14 protein-coding genes are annotated in these 16,013 nt (G+C 68.8%); 12 read left to right on the top strand and 2 right to left on the bottom strand.

Annotated features, from left to right (window positions below; all coding sequences use genetic code 11):
- Nucleotides 1-254, top strand: a 254-nt coding sequence (locus PMES_RS15620; RefSeq protein ID WP_236549841.1) for an ATP-binding protein, incomplete at its 5' end; no start/stop codon positions are given.
- Between the two features lie 75 nt (nucleotides 255-329).
- Here the strand turns inward: PMES_RS15620 and PMES_RS15615 are convergent.
- Nucleotides 330-1,388, bottom strand: coding sequence for an ABC transporter ATP-binding protein (locus PMES_RS15615; RefSeq protein WP_159966665.1), 1,059 nt, complete (start codon nucleotides 1,386-1,388; stop codon nucleotides 330-332).
- A gap of 5 nt (nucleotides 1,389-1,393) precedes the next feature.
- Nucleotides 1,394-2,206: an IclR family transcriptional regulator gene (locus tag PMES_RS15610; protein ID WP_236549840.1), complete on the bottom strand. Its 813-nt coding sequence runs from the start codon at nucleotides 2,204-2,206 to the stop codon at nucleotides 1,394-1,396.
- Between the two features lie 134 nt (nucleotides 2,207-2,340).
- Between PMES_RS15610 and PMES_RS15605 the strand changes: the two genes are divergently transcribed.
- From PMES_RS15605 to argE, 11 genes are all read left to right on the top strand, one after another.
- The gene (locus PMES_RS15605; RefSeq protein ID WP_159966663.1) at nucleotides 2,341-3,609 is read left to right on the top strand and encodes an ABC transporter substrate-binding protein; all 1,269 of its coding nucleotides are present in this window, start codon (nucleotides 2,341-2,343) and stop codon (nucleotides 3,607-3,609) included.
- 102 nt (nucleotides 3,610-3,711) lie between these two features.
- Nucleotides 3,712-4,638 carry a carbohydrate ABC transporter permease gene (locus PMES_RS15600; protein WP_159966662.1) on the top strand — a complete coding sequence of 309 codons (927 nt, stop codon included), beginning with the start codon at nucleotides 3,712-3,714 and terminating at the stop codon, nucleotides 4,636-4,638.
- An 87-nt stretch (nucleotides 4,639-4,725) separates the two neighbouring features.
- Nucleotides 4,726-5,574 (top strand): carbohydrate ABC transporter permease, encoded by an 849-nt coding sequence (locus PMES_RS15595; protein ID WP_159966661.1) that lies wholly within the window; start codon nucleotides 4,726-4,728, stop codon nucleotides 5,572-5,574.
- A gap of 51 nt (nucleotides 5,575-5,625) precedes the next feature.
- Nucleotides 5,626-7,734, top strand: coding sequence for an alpha-galactosidase (locus PMES_RS15590; protein ID WP_159966660.1), 2,109 nt, complete (start codon nucleotides 5,626-5,628; stop codon nucleotides 7,732-7,734).
- 46 nt (nucleotides 7,735-7,780) lie between these two features.
- Nucleotides 7,781-8,761 carry a 2-dehydro-3-deoxygalactonokinase gene (locus PMES_RS15585; RefSeq protein WP_236549839.1) on the top strand — a complete coding sequence of 327 codons (981 nt, stop codon included), beginning with the start codon at nucleotides 7,781-7,783 and terminating at the stop codon, nucleotides 8,759-8,761.
- Complete coding sequence (locus PMES_RS15580) at nucleotides 8,758-9,363, top strand: 2-dehydro-3-deoxy-6-phosphogalactonate aldolase (protein WP_159966659.1); 606 nt, start codon at nucleotides 8,758-8,760, stop codon at nucleotides 9,361-9,363. The genes PMES_RS15585 and PMES_RS15580 overlap by 4 nt, the downstream gene beginning before the upstream one ends.
- Nucleotides 9,360-10,211: an SMP-30/gluconolactonase/LRE family protein gene (locus PMES_RS15575; protein WP_159966658.1), complete on the top strand. Its 852-nt coding sequence runs from the start codon at nucleotides 9,360-9,362 to the stop codon at nucleotides 10,209-10,211. The genes PMES_RS15580 and PMES_RS15575 overlap by 4 nt, the downstream gene beginning before the upstream one ends.
- Nucleotides 10,212-10,353: 142 nt before the next feature.
- Nucleotides 10,354-12,258, top strand: a complete 1,905-nt coding sequence (locus PMES_RS15570) for a beta-galactosidase (RefSeq protein WP_159966657.1) — start codon at nucleotides 10,354-10,356, stop codon at nucleotides 12,256-12,258.
- Complete coding sequence (locus PMES_RS15565; protein WP_236549838.1) at nucleotides 12,255-13,298, top strand: aldose epimerase family protein; 1,044 nt, start codon at nucleotides 12,255-12,257, stop codon at nucleotides 13,296-13,298. Before PMES_RS15570 ends, PMES_RS15565 begins: the two co-directional genes overlap by 4 nt.
- 110 nt (nucleotides 13,299-13,408) lie before the next feature.
- On the top strand, nucleotides 13,409-14,785 hold the full coding sequence (locus PMES_RS15560; RefSeq protein WP_159966656.1) for an aspartate aminotransferase family protein: 1,377 nt from the start codon (nucleotides 13,409-13,411) through the stop codon (nucleotides 14,783-14,785).
- A gap of 67 nt (nucleotides 14,786-14,852) precedes the next feature.
- The gene (gene argE, locus PMES_RS15555; RefSeq protein WP_159966655.1) at nucleotides 14,853-16,013 is read left to right on the top strand and encodes an acetylornithine deacetylase; all 1,161 of its coding nucleotides are present in this window, start codon (nucleotides 14,853-14,855) and stop codon (nucleotides 16,011-16,013) included.

Below are 16,013 nucleotides of genomic sequence, written 5' to 3'. Positions count from 1 at the left end.
GAAACTCCTGCCCTAATCTCCGTCAGGTGCGAAATCTCAGGTCAGGTGAGAATTGGGAAGGTGCGGGCCAGGAAACGCTTACGTTCGTGCGCGGCGAGGCAAGCCGGAACGCCGGGACCGGCGGCGCGGGGCTCGGCCTGTCCATCGCGCAGGCGATCGCACGCTCCCATGGCGGCACGGTCGCGCTCGGGAACCGGGCGGGGGGCGGCCTGCGGGCGACGCTGCGGCTGCCTTGCGGCGCGCAGGAGGGATAGGGCGAAACCCGTGCGCCGGATGCCCCCGCCCGCTCCTTGTCTCACCGCCAGTGACCGGCGCGGCACCCGGCCCGTTCAGCGCAGGCGCAGCTCGGTCTGCGCATCGAAGAGCATGGCCCTTTCCGGCTCGAAGGTGATCCCGACGCGCCGACCGGGCCGCGAGCGCTGATCGCCCCGCTCCTCGACGATGATCCGCTCGCCATTGCCAGCCACCAGATAGGCGTAGGAGACACCGCCAAGCGCCTCCGTCAACTCGACCGTGAAGCTCTCGTCGCCTTCCACCAGGCCCAGATGTTCGGGGCGCAGGCCGAGGATCACCGTCGTCCCCTCCGGCGGCAGGCGCACGGGCACGGGCACGGCGCGCCCGAGGGCGGGCACCTCCACCGCCCCGTTGCGCACGGTGCCTTCGAGAAAATTCATGGCCGGCGAGCCGATGAAGCCCGCGACGAAGCGGTTGTCGGGATCGCGGTAGAGATCGAGCGGCGCGCCGACCTGCTCGATCCGCCCGGCGCGCAGCACGACGATCTTGTCGGCAAGGGTCATCGCCTCGACCTGGTCATGGGTGACGTAGATCATCGTGGCGCCGATCTCCTTGTGGAGCCGCGCGATCTCCACCCGCATCTCGACCCGCAGCTCGGCATCGAGGTTGGAGAGCGGCTCGTCGAAAAGGAACACCTCCGGGCCACGCACGATCGCGCGGCCGATCGCGACGCGCTGCCTCTGCCCCCCCGACAGGGCGGCGGGCTTGCGCTTGAGGTAGTCGTCGAGCTTCAGGATACGGCTCGCCTCGGCGACCTTCTCGCGGATCTCGGCCTTGGGATGGCCGTTCATCCGCAACCCGAACCCCATGTTCTCGGCCACCGTCATGTGCGGGTAGAGCGCATAGGTCTGGAACACCATGGCGACGCCCCGCTCGGCCGGATCCTCATGCGTGACGTCGCGCGCGCCGATGCTCATCCGGCCCGCCGTCGTCTCCTCCAGCCCCGCCACCATGCGCAGCAGCGTGGACTTGCCGCAGCCGGACGGCCCGACGAAGACGCAGAACTCGCCATCGGCGATCTCGAGGTCGATGCCGTGGATCACCTGGACCTGTCCGTAGCGCTTGATGACATTGCTGAGCGTGACACCTGACATGAGTGCTATCCTGTTTTCGAGATGATCTGTGGCGCGGCGTCCGGAAACTGCCAGTTCCCCGCATCCTCGGCGATGGCGGTGGCCGCCGCGCGCAACGCCGGAACGAAACGCTCCAGCGCGGCGAGCCCCGTGCGCTCGGTGCTGCCGGTGATCGACACGGCGCCGAGCACGCGCCCCTCGCGCGACAGGATCGGAACGGCCACGCAGATGATGCCGGGCTCGTGCTCCTCGCGGTCGAAGGCGTGGCCGCGCTCCTTGATGCGTGCGAGCGCCGCGCGCAGCTCGGCGGCCCCCGTCAGCGTGGAGTGGGTGAAGGGATGGTAGCTTTGCTGCGAGAGCACGCCATCGAGCATGTCCGGCGGCAGGAAGGCCAGCATCGCCTTGCCCACCCCGGTGCAATAGGCCGGGCCGACCTTGCCGGCCTGCGAATACATCTCGACGGGAATGCCGGCATTGCGCTTGTCGACATAGAGCACCTGAGCATGGTCGAGCTGCGCGAGGTGGACGGTTTCGCCGACCTTCGCGGAGAGCTGGTCGAGATGGGGGCGCGCCACCGGGGCGAGCGAGGCGGTGGACCAGGCGCTGTGCGCCAGGCGCACGAGGCGCAGGCCGAGCGTGTAGACCCCCCGCTCGGGATCATGCGCGAGCATTCCCTGGCTCACGAGGCTTTGCAGGAAACGGTAGAGCGTCGCCTTGGGAAACGGGCTGTGCGGGACCAGCTCGCTGAAGCGCACGGGCCGGCCCAGCGCCGCGACCTGGTCGAGCACCGAGAGCGCCTTGCCGATCGTGCCGTCCCCCTTGCCTGCCACCGCGGACATCCTCCCCTGCATCGCTGTTGACAGCCTAACGCTTTCGCGGCAGAGTTTTCAATATGCAAAACACGGTTTCACATTTCGAGACACAAACGAGATGGGCGTGCCGCACCGAATTGCATCATGAGAGGGAGGAAACCATGCTCAACAGATTGACGGCCCCGCTTGCCGCGTTGTCCCTGCTGGCGCTGAGCGCCGGGGGTGCCTTCGCCGGCTCGCATGAAATGAAGCTCGAGGGCGATCTGAAGATCTTCTCGGACATGTCGAACCCGGCGCCGCGCGCCGTGATGGAGGGCATGGTCGAGCGGTTCGAGCAGATGCATCCCGATCTCGATGTCGAGCTGACGGTCATCGACCGCGAGGCCTACAAGACGCAGATCCGCAACTTCCTGAGCGCCAATCCCCCCGACGTGGCCAACTGGTATGCCGGCAACCGCATGGCGCCCTACGTGGATGCGGGTCTCTTCATGGACGTCTCCGATCTGTGGGATGACGAGATGAGCGCGCAGCTCGCCTCCACCAAGGGCGCGATGACGATGGACGGCAAGCAGTATGGCGTGCCCTATACCTACTACCAGTGGGGGGTCTATTACCGGAAGGACCTCTATGACCAGTACGGCCTCGACGAGCCGCAGGACTGGGAGAGCTTCAAGGCGAACTGCCAGACCCTGCTCGACAATGGCGTGAAATGCTTCACCATCGGCACCAAGTTCCTGTGGACCGCCGGAGGCTGGTTCGATTACCTCAACCTGCGCACCAACGGCTTCGACTACCACATGAAGCTGACCGCGGGCGAGGTCGCCTGGACCGACGAGGGCGTGCGCCAGACCTTCGCCAACTGGCGCGAACTGATCGACATGGGCGCCTTCATCGACAACCACACCGCCTATAGCTGGCAGGAGGCCCTGCCCTTCATGGTCAACGGCGAGGCCGCCGCCTACCTGATGGGCAATTTCGCGGTCGCCCCGCTGCGCGAGGCCGGATTGACCGACGAGCAGCTCGACTACTACCAGTTCCCCGCCATCAACCCCGATGTCGAACTGGCCGAGGACGCGCCCACCGACACCTTCCACATCCCCTCGGGCGCGCAGAACCCAGAGGCCGCCAAGGCGTTCCTCAAGTTCGTGACCTCCGCCGAGAACCAGACGATGATCAACGCGGGCGACGCCCTTGGACAGCTTCCGGTCAATGCCGAAAGCTCGGTCGACGAGGACAAGTTCCTCAAGGAGGGCTTCACCACCCTCTCCGAGAACAGCCCCGGCGGCGTGGCGCAGTTCTTCGACCGCGATGCCCCGGCCGAGATGGCCAAGGTCGCGATGGAAGGCTTCCAGGAATTCATGGTCCGGCCAGACAATCTCGACCAGATCCTGCAAAGGCTGCAAAAGGCCGCGGAGCGCATCTACGAGTGATGCCCCGCCGATGGGGGGGACGGCGCGCCGTCCCCCTTCGCGCCGGCGGCCATCCGGCCCCGCCGCCCCCGCTGCCCCCGACGCCCCCGCCGGAGCCCCGAGATGACCCAAGCGACATTGCCCGACACCCATCCCGGCCGCGGACGATCCTGGTGGCGCCGCAACCAGATCGGCATCACCCCCTGGCTCTTCCTCGCCCCCGGCATCGCTTTTTTCGCGCTCTACGTCATCTTCCCCATATTCCAGAGCTTCGACGTCTCGCTCCATGCCTGGGACGGGCTCGGCGAGCCGCGCTACATCGGCATGGAGAACTATGCCGAGCTGGCCGAGGACCCGGCCTTCTACACCTCCCTGCGCAACAACGTGATCTGGCTCCTGCTCTATCTTCTGGCCATCCCGGCGGGCCTCTTCATCGCCCTCTTCCTGAACCAGACCGTCACGGGGATCAGGCTCTACAAATCACTCTTTTTCTTCCCCTTCGTGATCAGCCAGGTCGTGGTCGGCCTCGTCTTCACCTGGTTCTACGATCCGACATTCGGCCTTCTGAACATCGTGCTGGGCTGGGTCGGCCTCGGGCCGGTCAACGTGCTGGGCGATCCGGCCTATGTCACCTACGGGATCATCGCCGCCGGCCTCTGGCCGCAGACGGCCTATTGCATGATCCTCTATCTCACCGGGCTCAACGCGGTGAACCCGGAGCAGATCGAGGCCGGACGCCTCGACGGGGCCAAGGGCTGGCGGATGCTGTGGCACGTGGTCCTGCCGCAACTGCGCCCGGCCACCTTCATCGCCTTCGTCGTCACCATCATCGGCGCGCTGCGCAGCTTCGATCTCATCTCGATCATGACCAATGGCGGCCCTTTCGGCGAAAGCCGGGTGCTGAGCTTCTACATGTTCGAGGTGGCCCTGTCCGAATACGGCTTCCGCATGGGCTACGGAGCGGCCATCGCCGTGGTCCTCTTCGTGATCATGCTGCTCTTCATCGCGTATTTCCTGTGGTCGATGTATCGCGAGGAGCGCGACAGATGAGCCTCTTGCTGCCGTGCCCCCTTCATCTTCGTGCAAATACCTGCGCCGCAGGCTCCGGCCGCGGCGCGGACGGACGAAAGGTCTGAGATGTTCCCCACCCCGATCGAGAAACGCTCCCCGGCGGGACGCGCCGCCTACCAGGCGCTGTTGCCGGTCGCGCTGATCCTGTGGCTGCTTCCGCTGATCGCCGTCGCGGTCTTCTCGATCCGCCCGGATGCCGATTTCTCGAACGCCAATTACTGGGGATGGCCCTCCTCCTTCGAGGGCGTGTCGAACTATTCGAAGGTCTTTCTCGAATCGGACATGCCGCGCTACCTGCTGAACTCGGTGCTGATCACCGCTCCGACCGTGCTGGGCGCGGTCGCGCTGTCGGCGATGACCGGCTTCGCCCTGGGCATCTACCGTTTCAGGTCCAACCTGTGGATCTTCTTCATGTTCGTGGCCGGCAACTTCGTGCCGTTCCAGATCCTAATGGTGCCGGTGCGCGACCTGACCCTGGACATGGGACTCTACAACACCAAGACCGGGCTCGTCCTCTTCCACATCGCCTTCCAGACGGGCTTTTGCACCCTCTTCATGCGCAACTTCATCCGCGCCCTCCCCTTCGAGCTGATCGAGGCGGCGCGGGTCGAGGGGATCGCCGAATGGCGCATCTTCTGGTATGTCGTGCTGCCCCTGATGAAACCCGCTCTCGCGGCGCTGGCGGTCCTCGTCTTCACCTTCATATGGAACGACTATTTCTGGGCCGTGGTGCTGACGCAGGGGGTGGAATCGCAACCCGTCACCGCCGGCATCACCAGCTTCAATGCGCAGTACCGCGCCGCCTATCACCTGATGAGCGCGGGAAGCATCGTGGCCGCCCTGCCCCCGGTCGCGATGTTCTTCGCGATGCAAAGGCACTTCATCGCCGGCCTGACGCTCGGCGCCGTGAAATAAGACGTCCCGGGCCCACGGCCCCTTCGGAACGACACGAAAGGACAGTGCGTCATGACCACCTGCTGGCGCGTCGATGACGGCGTACAGAGCCTCGTCCTCGCGGTGCTTCCCGGCCCGCTGGACCTGCGGATGGCCGAGATCGTCTACTGGGGGGCGCCGCTGCCGCGCGAGGAGGACCTCGAGGCATTGGCCGCCGCCGCGCGCTCCGATCTGACCGGCGGCTCGCTCGACGCGACGATCCCGGCCGGCATCTGCCCCTCGCCGGGGGCGTCCTTCCCCGGACAGCCCGGCCTGTGGATCGCGGATGCCGCCGGCAAGCCCCTCGCGCCCGCGCTGCGCTTCGCCCATGCCGAGCGGGACGGCGCGGCGCTCGTGCTGCATCATGTCGACACCATGCTTGGCCTGCGCCATGCCGCGCGGATCGAACCCGAGGAGGGGAGCGGCGTCCTGCGGCTCTCGGCCACGCTCGAGAGCGACACACCCATGCGCCTGGCCTGGCTGAGCGCACCGGTGCTGCCCGGTCCGCAATGCGGCACCGAGATCGTTGACTTCCACGGCACCTGGCTGCGCGAGTTCCACCGCAACCGCACCCCCTGGTCGGCCGGCATCAGGATGCGCGAGGCGCGCACCGGGCGCTCGGGGCACGAGCATTTCCCGGCCGTCCTGCTGCCTTGCCGGGGGGCGACGAAGACGGCGGGCGAGGTCTTCGCGCTCCAACTCGCCTGGTCCGGCGGACACAGGATGCTGGCCGAGGAGCTGGCGGATGGGCGCCGGCAGGTGCAGATCGGCAAGAGCTTCGGCGCGGCAAGCGCCCCCGCGACCCGCTTCGAGAGCGGCCTCGCGCTCGCCGCCTACAGCGCCGAGGGAGAGGCTGGCATCGCCCGCGCCCATCAGCGGCTGCTGCGCGACCGGCTGGTGCCCTGGCCCGATCCCGGCCGCCCCCGCCCGGTGCATTACAACTGCTGGGAGGCGATCTATTTCGACCAGTCCGCCGATGCCCTGATCGCGATCGCCGATCGAGCGGCGGCGCTCGGCGCCGAACGTTTCGTACTCGACGACGGATGGTTCGGCGGCACGGCGCAAGGGCGCGACGACGACACGACATCGCTCGGCGACTGGCAGGTGGACCGGCGCAAGTGGCCCGGCGGGCTCGCTCCGCTCATCGACCACGTGACCGGGCTGGGCATGTCCTTCGGTCTGTGGGTCGAACCCGAGATGGTCAATCTCGACAGCGATCTCTACCGCGCCAATCCCGACTGGCTCCTGGGACCGGCCATGCAGGTTCCGGGCCGGGGGCAATACCTGCTCGACATGGCCCGCCCCGAGGTGCGCGCGCATCTGCTGGAGGCCATCGGCGCCCTCCTGCGAGCCCATCCCATCGATTACCTCAAATGGGATCACAACCGCGTCCTGCCGCATGTCGACCCGGCCCAGACCGACGGGATCTACGATCTGCTGGATCGCCTGCGCGCCGCCCATCCCGGGGTCGAGATCGAGAGCTGCGCATCGGGAGGGGGCCGGATCGATGCCGGCATCCTGTCGCGCACCCACAGGGTCTGGCTGTCCGACAGCAACGACGCGATCGAGCGGTTGAGGATGCAGCACGAGGCGGCGCTCTTCCTGCCCGCGGCCGTGACCGGCAGCCATGTCGGCCCGCGCGCCAGCCACAGCTCCGGGCGCATCCTCTCCATCGCGTTCCGCGGCTGGGTGGCCGCCCAGCGCCACATGGGTTTCGAGATGGACCCGCGCGAGCTCGACGCGGGGGAAATGGACGTGCTGCGGCGGATCACCGATTGGTACAAGGCCAACCGAGACTGGATGCATCGCGGCCGCATCCTGCCCCTCGACAGTGCCGATCCGGCCCTGACCGCCGAGCAACAGATCGCCGCCGATGGCGGGCGCTTCGTCCTCTTCGCCGGCACTTGGGCCAGCATGGCACAAAGCCTGCCGCGGCCGCTGCGCCTCGCCGGGCTCGACCCGTATGCCTTCTACAGGCTGCGACTGGTCAACCCCGAGGACCTGCCCCCGCAAAGCCGCGGGCCGCTGGCGCTCAAGGATGGACCGGTCACCCTGTCGGGCCGGGCCTTGATGTCCCAGGGCCTGCGCCTGCCCTGGGCCTGGCCCGGCACGATGTGGACCGTCGAGGGGGTGCGGCTGTGATCGGGCGGGCGCTTGCCGCCGCATCGCAGCGGCCTATGCTCGGGCCATGAGCATGTCCCCCGATGATCCCGGCGCCCCGCGCGCCGATGTCCCAAGCGCCGATGTCCCGAGCGCCGTCGATTTCGACTGGATCGGGATCGACTGGGGCACGTCGAACCTGCGGGCCTGGGCGATGGATGCCGGCGGCTCGGTCCTTGCGCAGCGGCAGTCCGACAAGGGGATGGGCTGCCTGTCGCAGTCGCAGTTCGCGCCCGTGCTGCTGGAGCTCATCGCCCCCTGGCGCCGCCCCGGCCGACGCGTCCAGGTGATCGCCGCCGGCATGGTCGGCTCGCGCCAGGGCTGGATCGAGGCACCCTACAGCGACGTTCCGACCCAGCCCCTCGCCGCGCCCCCCGTGACCGCGCCGATCGATGATGCGCAGGTCACCGTCCACGTGATCCCCGGCCTGCGCCAGCGCCGCCCGGCGGATGTGATGCGCGGCGAGGAGACGCAGATCGCCGGTTTCCTGCTGCACAATCCCGATTTTGACGGCGTCATCTGCCTGCCGGGCAGCCATGGCAAATGGGCACGCATCAGCGCCGGCGAGGTGGTCAGCTTCCGCACCGCGATGACCGGTGAGCTGCATGCCGCGATCGGCGGGCATACCGTCCTGCGCCACACGCTCGGCATGCCGGGCCGGGATTGGCCAACGGGCGTCTTCGAGGAGGCCGTCGCCGACGGGCTGTCGCGGCCCGAGGCGCTTGCGGTGCGGCTTTTCGAGCTGCGTGCCGAGGAGCTGGTCAACGGCCAGGATGCCGGCACGGCGCAGGCCAGGCTGTCGGGATTGCTGATCGGGGCGGAACTGGGGGCGATGCGGCCCTACTGGCTTGGCCAGCAAGTCGCGCTGATCGGCTCGGCCGAGCTGAGCGCGCGCTACACCGATGCGCTTGCCGCCCAGGGGTCCTCGCCGATCCAGACGCGCGGCGACGCGATGACCCGCGCGGGGCTTCTCGCCGCCCGCCGCAACCTCGAGGAGACCTCACGATGAGCCGCCCTTTGATCGCCATCCTGCGCGGCATCGACCCCGACGAGGCGGTTCCGGTCACGGCGGCCCTGATCGCGGCCGGGATCACCCGGATCGAGGTGCCGCTCAACTCGCCCTCCCCCCTTGAGAGCATCGCCGCCATGGCGAAGGCGCATGGCCACGAGGCGGTGATCGGGGCGGGCACGGTCCTCGGGATCGAGGACGTGGCGGCAGTGGCACGGGCGGGGGGTAGGATGATCGTCTCGCCCAATACCGATCCCGATGTGATCCGGACGAGCATCGCCCTCGGCCTCGAGAGCTATCCCGGCGCGCTCACCGCGACCGAATGCTTCGCCGCCCTTGCCGCGGGCGCCAGCGGGATCAAGATATTCCCGGCCTTCCAGCTTGGCCCGGAGGGTCTGAAGGCGCTGCGCGCTGTGCTCCCGCACGAGGCGGAGCTGTTCATGGTCGGCGGTGTCGGCGCGCCGCAATTCGCTCAATGGCGGGCCGCCGGGGCCAGCGGCTTCGGCCTCGGCTCGAACCTCTACAGGCCCGGTGACGCGGTGGAGGACATCGCCGCGCGAGCCGCCACCCTGGTGGACGCATGGGATGCATTGTCCCGATGAGGGTGAAAGTTCACGATGCGCGGGCCTGCGATCTGGGCGAAGGCCCGCTATGGCATCCCGGCCGGCAACAGCTTTTCTGGTTCGACATCAATGCCTGCCGCCTGCTGACGCGCATGGCGGGCGGCGCGCGGCACTGGACCTTCGACGGGCCGGTCTCGGCCGCGGGCTGGATCGACGACGACACCCTGATCGTCGCCGGCGACCGCGCCCTGATGCGCTTTGCCATTTCCGATGGCGAGACGGCGCCTCTGTGCGATCTGGAGGCGGACCGGCCCGAGACGCGTTCCAATGACGGGCGCGCCGATCCGCATGGCGGCTTCTGGATCAGCACGATGGGCCGGCGGGCCGAGCCGGGAGCGGGCGCGATCTGGCGCTATCATCGCGGCGAGATGCGCCGCCTCTTCGGCGATCTGACCATTCCCAATGCGATCTGCTTCTCCGCCGATGGCCGGCTTGCCCATTTCACCGACACCGCCCGCGCGGTGATCTGCCGCGTACCGCTCGGCGAGGATGGCTGGCCCACGGGGCCGGCGACCGACTGGCTCGACCTCGGCCCGCGCGGCCTGCGGCCCGACGGGGCCGTCATCGATGCGGCCGGCAACCTGTGGAGCGCGCAATACGGCGCCGGGCGCCTGGCCTGCTACGCACCCGATGGAACGGAAATCCGCACCGTGTCCCTGCCCGCCAAGCAGCCCACCTGTCCCGCCTTCGGCGGTCCCGACCTGTCGGTCCTCTATTGCACCAGCGCGGCGCAGGACATGGAGGGCGGCGCACCGCAAGGCCAGGGCAGCACCTTCGCCGTCACCGGCGCGGGCACCGGCCGCCCGGAGCCGCGGGTGATCCCTTGAGGCACGCCCCCGTCCGGCGCCGCGCTCATCGCCTCCTCGTGCCCTACCCCCTCGCGCCCCGCCCCATCGTTCCGGGCCCCGCCACGGCCCGGTGCGCGGCCCGTTCCGCCCTCTCCGCCTTCCATATCCACGAGCGTTCCCCATGACCGATCGCAGCCTCGGCGTCTGCTACTATCCCGAACACTGGCCGCAGGAGCTCTGGGCCGAGGATGCCGCGCGGATGCGCGCGGCCGGCATCACCCGCGTGCGCATCGCCGAGTTTGCCTGGAGCCGGATCGAGCCGGCCCCCGGCGCGCTGAGTTTCGACTGGCTCGATGCGGCGATCGAGACACTGGCGCAGGCCGGGCTCGGAATCGTGATGTGCACCCCCACCGCGACGCCGCCGCGCTGGATGCTCGCGCGCCATCCGGGCATGCTCGCCCATGATCGCGAGGGCCGCCCGAGGGAGTTCGGATCGCGGCGCCATTACTGCTTCTCGCATGAAGGCTACAGGGGCGAATGCGTCCGCATCGCCGACCTGCTCGGCGCGCGCTACGGTCGCGATCCGCGCATCGTCGGCTGGCAGATCGACAACGAATACGGCTGCCACGACACGTCCCTGAGCTATTCCCCCGCAGCGCGCGAGGCATTCCGGGACTGGTGCGCGCAGCGTTACCAGTCGGCCGAGGCGCTGAACCGGGCCTGGGGAAACGTCTTCTGGTCGATGGAATACGGCGCGATGGAGGAGATCGGCCTGCCGATGCTCACCGTGACCGAGGCGAACCCCGCCCATGTCATGGCCTTCCGCCGGTTCAGCTCGGACCAGGTGGTGCACTTCAACCGCGCGCAGGCCGAGGCGCTGCGCCGTCATACCCGCGCGCCGCTGATCCACAATTACATGGGCCGCGAGACAGGCTTCGATCATTACGCCGTGGGCGATGATCTCGATATCGCCAGCTGGGACAGCTACCCGATCGGCTTCCTGTCGGACCGGCTCGAAGGCACGCCCGCGCGCAAGACCCGCTTCCTGCGCCAGGGCGATCCGGACATGCAGGCCTTCCATCACGACCTCTACCGCGCGGTGGGGCGCGGGCGCTGGTGGGTGATGGAGCAGCAGCCCGGCCCGGTGAACTGGGCACCGTGGAACCCCGCCCCGCTCCCCGGCATGGTACGCCTCTGGAGCTGGGAGGCCTTCGCCCACGGGGCGGAGACCGTCTGCTATTTCCGCTGGCGGCAGGTGCCCTTCGCCCAGGAGCAGCATCACGCCGGCCTGCTGCGTCCCGACAGCGCCGCGGCGCCGGGGCTGGAGGAAGCCGCGCAGGTCGGGCGCGAGATCGCGCAGATGCCACAGGCGGGAACGGGGAAGGCGCGGGCCGCGCTGATCTTCGACTATGCCTCCGCCTGGGCGTGGGAGACGCAGCCTCAGGGCGCGGATTTCTCGTATTTCGAGCTCTGCCTCGATGCCTACAGGGCGCTGCGGCGGGCGGGACTGAATATCGACATCCTGCCGCCGGGCACGGCGGACCTGTCGGGCTACGCGCTCGTGCTCGCGCCGGGGCTCGCGGTGATCCCGCCCGCGCTCCGGGAGGCGTTCGCGCGCATGGAGGGGATCGCGCTTGTCGGGCCGCGCGCCAATGCCGCCACCCCGGAGATGTCGATCCCCCTGCCCCTGCCGCCCGCGCTCGATGGGCTTCCGGCCGCCGTGGGCCTGTCCGAGAGCCTGCCGCCGGCCGCGCCCCTCCCGCTTGCATCCGGCGGCGCCTTCCAGCGCTGGTTCGAGCATCTCGAGGGCACGGCCGAGATCGCGGAATGGACCGCCGATGGACGGCCGGCGATGCTGTGCGGGGGGGCCTTGCGTTACCTGTGCGGCTGGCCCGACCCGGACGCCTTCGCGCGGATCGTCCGGCAGGCCTGCGCGCAGGTGGGGATCGAGGCGCTCGATCTGCCGGACGGGTTGCGGCGGCGCGACACGGCCACCCACCGCTTCTGGTTCAACTACCTGCCCGAGACGGTCGAAATCGACGGAATGCGCATCGCCCCCGCCGGCGTCGCCTGGAGGGCGCTGTGAGCGGCGCGGTGCAGGTGATGGGCCACCTGCCAGGCGGGCGCGCGGTGGAGACGATCGCGCTTTCGGGCGGCGCGCTGCGCGTGCGCATCCTCACCCTCGGCGCGATCTTGCAGGATGTCAGGCTCGACGGCGTCGATCACGGGCTCACGCTCGGCGCGCCCGACCTGGCCGCCTATCTCGGACCGCTTGCGCATTTCGGCGCGGTGATCGGCCCCGTCGCGAACCGCATCAAGGGCGCGGAGGCGATGATCGGCGGCGCGCGATACCGCTTCGAGGACAACATGGGGGGCGCGACGCTCCATTCGGGGCGCGCGGGCACGCAATTTGAGCTCTGGCGCATCGTGGAGCGCGGCGAGGCGCATGTGAGCCTTGCGATCGACCTTGCCCATGGCGATGGCGGCTTCCCCGGCAATCGGCGCATCACGGCACGCTATGCCATCGAGGCGCCCTCGACGCTGCGGCTCGATATCGGTGCCGAGACCGACCACCTGACCGCCATGAACATCGCCCATCACGGCTACTGGACGATGGATGGCGGGGCCGACTGGAGCGGTCAGAGCCTTTCGATCGATGCCGAGCACTACCTGCCGATGTCGCCCGAGAACCTGCCGACCGGGGAAATCGCCCCCGTGGCCGGGACCCGTTTCGACTACCGCGATCCGGTGCGGCTCGATCCGCAAAAAACGGGACGCATCGATCACAACTTCTGCCTTGCCCGCGCGCGCCGGCCCGCCCCCGTTCCCGCCCTGCGCCTGACGGGGCGCTCCGGGGTCTCGTTGCGGATCGACACGACCGAGCCCGGCATCCAGGTCTTCGACATGGCGCCGCTCGACAGCGAGGATTTCGCGACCCTGCACGGCCCCCCCTACGGCAACCGCGCGGGGCTGGCCTTCGAGCCGCAGCTGTGGCCCGGCGCGCTGCACCATCCCGATTTTCCCTCGCTGCTGCTGACACCGGGCACATCCTATGCCCAGCAGACCCGTTTCGTCTTCGAGGCCCCCCGCACCGGCCCCCGCACCGGGTCCCGGACCGACCCCTGAGCGACTCCCGAGCGCCCCCGGGGCCGGGCACGGGCCTTACACCCTTTGCGCCCCTCGCCGATCTGTAATAGTGCAGTGGACATGATCGCAGCATGGTGAGGAGCCCGGACATGGATGATTTGAGAAACGACCAGCTCGACGCCTGGGACCGCGAGAACATGTTCCACCCCTCCACGCATCTCGCCCAGCACGCGCGCGGCGAGAGCGCATCGCGCATCGTGAAGTCAGGCTCCGGGGTGCATATCGAGGATCGCGACGGCAACAGGCTTCTCGACGGCTTCGCGGGGCTCTACTGCGTGAACGTGGGCTATGGCCGCACCGAGATCGCCGATGCGATCGCCGAGCAGGCGCGCGAGCTGGCCTATTACCATGCCTATGTCGGCCATGGCACGGAAGCCTCGATAACCCTGTCGAAAATGGTGCTCGACCGCGCGCCCGCCGGCATGTCCAAGGTCTATTTCGGGCTCGGCGGCTCGGATGCGAACGAGACCAACATCAAGTTGATCTGGTACTACAACAACATCCTGGGACGGCCGCAGAAGAAGAAGATCATCTCGCGCTGGCGCGGCTATCACGGCTCGGGGCTGATGACCGGCTCGCTGACCGGGCTCGAGCTTTTCCACAAGAAGTTCGACCTGCCTCTCGACACGGTGATCCATACCGAGGCGCCCTATTTCTTCCGCCGCGAAGACATCTCGATGGACGAGGCGGCCTTCACCGCCCATTGCGCCGCAAGGCTCGAGGAGCTGATCGCGCGCGAGGGTGCGGACACGATCGCCGCCATGGTCGCCGAGCCGATCCTGGGGACGGGCGGCATCGTCCCGCCCCCCGCCGGCTACTGGGAGGCGATCCAGAAGGTTCTCGAGAAGCACGACATCCTGCTGGTTGCCGACGAGGTCGTCACCGGCTTCGGCCGGCTCGGCACGATGATGGGTTCCGACCATTACGGCATCCGGCCCGATCTCATCACCATCGCCAAGGGTCTGACATCCGCCTACGCGCCGCTGTCGGGCTCGATCGTGGGCGACAAGATGTGGAAGGTGCTCGAGCAGGGCACCGACGAGAACGGTGCGATCGGCCATGGCTGGACCTACTCCGCGCATCCCATCGGCGCGGCGGCGGGCGTGGCCAATCTCAAGCTGATCGACAGCCTCGGACTGGTCGAGAACGCGGGCACCGTCGGGCGCTACCTGCGCGAAGGCCTGACGGATGCGCTCGGCGGGCACCGCAACGTGGGAGAGGTGCGCGGCGACGGAATGCTCGCCGCCGTCGAACTGGTCGAGGACCGCGAGGCCCGGCGCTTCTACGATCCGGCCGGCAAGGTCGCACCGAAGGTCGTCGCGGCGATGCTGTCGCGCGGGGTGATCGCGCGGGCGATGCCGCAAGGCGATATCCTCGGCTTCGCGCCGCCGCTGTGCCTGACGCGCGAGGAGGCCGACACGATCGTATCGGCGGCACGCGACGCGGTGGCCGAGGTCCTGGGCTGAGAGGACGGACCGGGGGCCTGCCCCCGGACCCCCGAGGTATTTCGACGAAGCTGAAGGAGCGCGGCACATGGACGATCTGGACCGCGCGAGGGACATCCTGGGGACGCTGTTCGCTTTTCCGACCGTCTCGCATGACAGCAATTTGGACTTGATCGCCCATCTGGCCGAGCGGCTCGGGGAGGCGGGCGCGCGGATCGAGATCCAGGCCGACGAGAGCGGCGGCAAGGCCAACCTGTTCGCCACGATCGGCGAGGGCGACACCGGCGGCCTGGTGCTGTCGGGGCATACGGATGTCGTGCCCGTCGCAGAGCAGAGCTGGAGCTCAGATCCCTTCGTCATGCAGGAGCGGGATGGGCGTCTCTTCGGTCGCGGCAGCTGCGACATGAAGGGTTTCATCGCGGCATGTGTCGCGATGGCACCGCTTCTTGCGTCGCGGCGGCTGCGCAAGCCGGTCCATTTCGCCTTTACCCATGACGAGGAGGTCGGCTGTCTCGGCGCCCAAAGGCTGGTGGGCCTCCTGGAGCGCAAGGGCCTGCGGCCGGACCTCGTCGTGATCGGCGAGCCGACGCAGATGAAGGTCATCGAGGGGCACAAGGGCTGCTGCGAGTACAGCGCCCATTTCACCGGTCTCGAGGGTCACGGCTCGGCGCCGGATCGGGGCGTGAACGCGGTCGAGGCCGCCGTGTCCTATGTCCACCGCCTGATGGAGCTGAAGGAAGCGCTGAAGGCGCGGGCGCCGGCCGGGGGGCGCTTCGATCCCCCTTGGACGACGATCAACACCGGGGCGCTGAGCGGCGGCACCGCGCATAACGTCATCCCGGGGCGCGCGCGGGTCGATTGGGAGATGCGCCCGGTCAGCCAGGCGGATGCCGACTGGGTGCGCGCGCAGATCACCGACCATGTCGAGGCCCGGCTTTTGCCGGCGATGCGCGCCGTGCATCCGGAGGCCACCATCCGTACGGAGATCATCGGCGAGGTGGCCGGGCTCGAGCCGATGGAGGAGAATGCCGCGCGCGAGCTGATGCTCGGCCTGACCGGGCAGAACGGGGCCGAGCTCGTGGCCTTCGGAACCGAGGCGGGGCTGTTCCAGTCGCTCGGCGCCGATGTCGTCGTCTGCGGCCCCGGCGCGATCGCCCAGGCGCATCGGCCGGACGAGTATCTCGAGACGGCGCAGCTTGCCGCCTGTCTCGAGATGTTGCGCGGACTGGCCGGCCGCCTGGCGGCCTGA

Origin of the sequence: Profundibacterium mesophilum KAUST100406-0324, from assembly GCF_009835145.1 — a bacterium.
Taxonomy (GTDB): domain Bacteria; phylum Pseudomonadota; class Alphaproteobacteria; order Rhodobacterales; family Rhodobacteraceae; genus Profundibacterium; species Profundibacterium mesophilum.
This window is presented reverse-complemented; position numbering and strand designations above follow the sequence as displayed.